Origin of the sequence: Synechococcus sp. H55.11, assembly GCF_047462475.1 — a bacterium.
Taxonomy (GTDB): Bacteria; Cyanobacteriota; Cyanobacteriia; order Thermostichales; family Thermostichaceae; genus Thermostichus.
This window is the reverse complement of the sequence record NZ_JANSJI010000163.1, coordinates 1-1,270: the sequence shown is the minus strand read 5'-3', so window position 1 is coordinate 1,270 and position 1,270 is coordinate 1. Positions and strand designations below refer to the sequence as shown.

General features: G+C 55.6%; 3 protein-coding genes. All 3 read right to left on the bottom strand.

Annotated features, from left to right (window positions below):
* Positions 1–102: 102 nt before the first annotated feature.
* The gene (locus NW853_RS07040; RefSeq protein ID WP_414348589.1) at positions 103–705 is read right to left on the bottom strand and encodes a hypothetical protein; all 603 of its coding nucleotides are present in this window, start codon (positions 703–705) and stop codon (positions 103–105) included.
* An 80-nt stretch (positions 706–785) separates the two neighbouring features.
* On the bottom strand, positions 786–1,031 hold the full coding sequence (locus NW853_RS07035; RefSeq protein WP_414335685.1) for a GlsB/YeaQ/YmgE family stress response membrane protein: 246 nt from the start codon (positions 1,029–1,031) through the stop codon (positions 786–788).
* Positions 1,032–1,060: 29 nt separating this feature from the next.
* Positions 1,061–1,270: hypothetical protein (locus NW853_RS07030; protein ID WP_414335683.1), on the bottom strand; the 210-nt coding region annotated here is incomplete at its 5' end.

Genomic DNA, 1,270 nt, shown 5'->3' with positions numbered 1-1,270 from the left:
CCCCAAAGCCCAGGTCAAAACAGAAAAGGATCCCGGTTTTGGGCCGGGATCCTTAAGCTTTTGAGATCTGGGAGTTGGGGGAAGGGGATTAGACGTGGCTCATTACAGGCGCAGCGGGCTATTCAGGGTCAAGTTCATCACCTGACTGGGGCGCAACACCACCACCTGGGGAGCCGTGATGTTGCCCACTGCCACGCCGGCCCCGGCTCCGCCAATCACCCCCAAAGCAGAGACACCCCCTGTCAGCAGGCCCAGCACCGTACCGCCCACCGCACCAATGGCTGCGTCCTGGGCGATGGCTTCGGCGGAGTATTGGCGGGGATCTTTCTCATCGTGGATCAAGTCAGAAGACATCTGCACCGAGTAAAGGCGTCCATTGGCAACCAGGGCCGTGCCGAAGAACCGAGCTCCTCCCTGAACCGGGCGCAAACTACCCCGCACTTCGCTCCCTGCCGGGATCACCAACTGGCCGTCGCCGCCGTAGATGTCCTGAGCTACCCGCAAGGTAAGGGGATGGGTGCTGTTGGGGCTGAAGTACTGGGGCTCTCCACCCTCGAGGGTCTGGACGGGGATGATCGTGCCCGGCTGCAATTGGCGCACACCTACATCAAACAGTTGCTGAGCAGAAGCAGGGGGCAAGGCGAGCAACCCCAAAGTGGGGATTGCCCAGCCAATCATCGCCGCCGCAACAACACGAATGTTCATCAAAACTCTCCGGTAAATGTTCAACACAGCATCCCAAGGAAAACGCAGATTCTTGGGAGCGCTTGCGAGCCACCTGAAGGTCAAGCCCGACGAATAAAGCTGATCAAGGCCAACAGAACCAAAGCCCCAACAGTAGCCATCAGCAAGCTTCCCAGCAAGCCCGTAGCCGATAGGCCAAGCAAATCAAAGAGATATCCCCCGACAAATGCCCCGCAGACGCCGACAATGATGTTGCCGATCAAGCCAAATCCGTAACCACGCCGGATGTACCCTGCCAGCCAACCGGCAATCGCCCCGATCAACAGAAACCAAAGGGTGCTGTTCATACAACTTACTTCTCCAAGGTATGCTATACCTACAGCTTACTCTTCGTTGCTAAAAGATAAATGCTCTGAAAACCAACCTTCTGTACACTCGGCACACTTGACGGCCACCTGACAAATTGGTAACTTTTGCTGAGAACAGATAACCACCAAAAAGTTGGGTCTAAAACCCCAAGTTGATTTTGGATGTATGCAATGAAGACCTGAAGAGGAGCGCCACCGACACTAGATATAGATACATA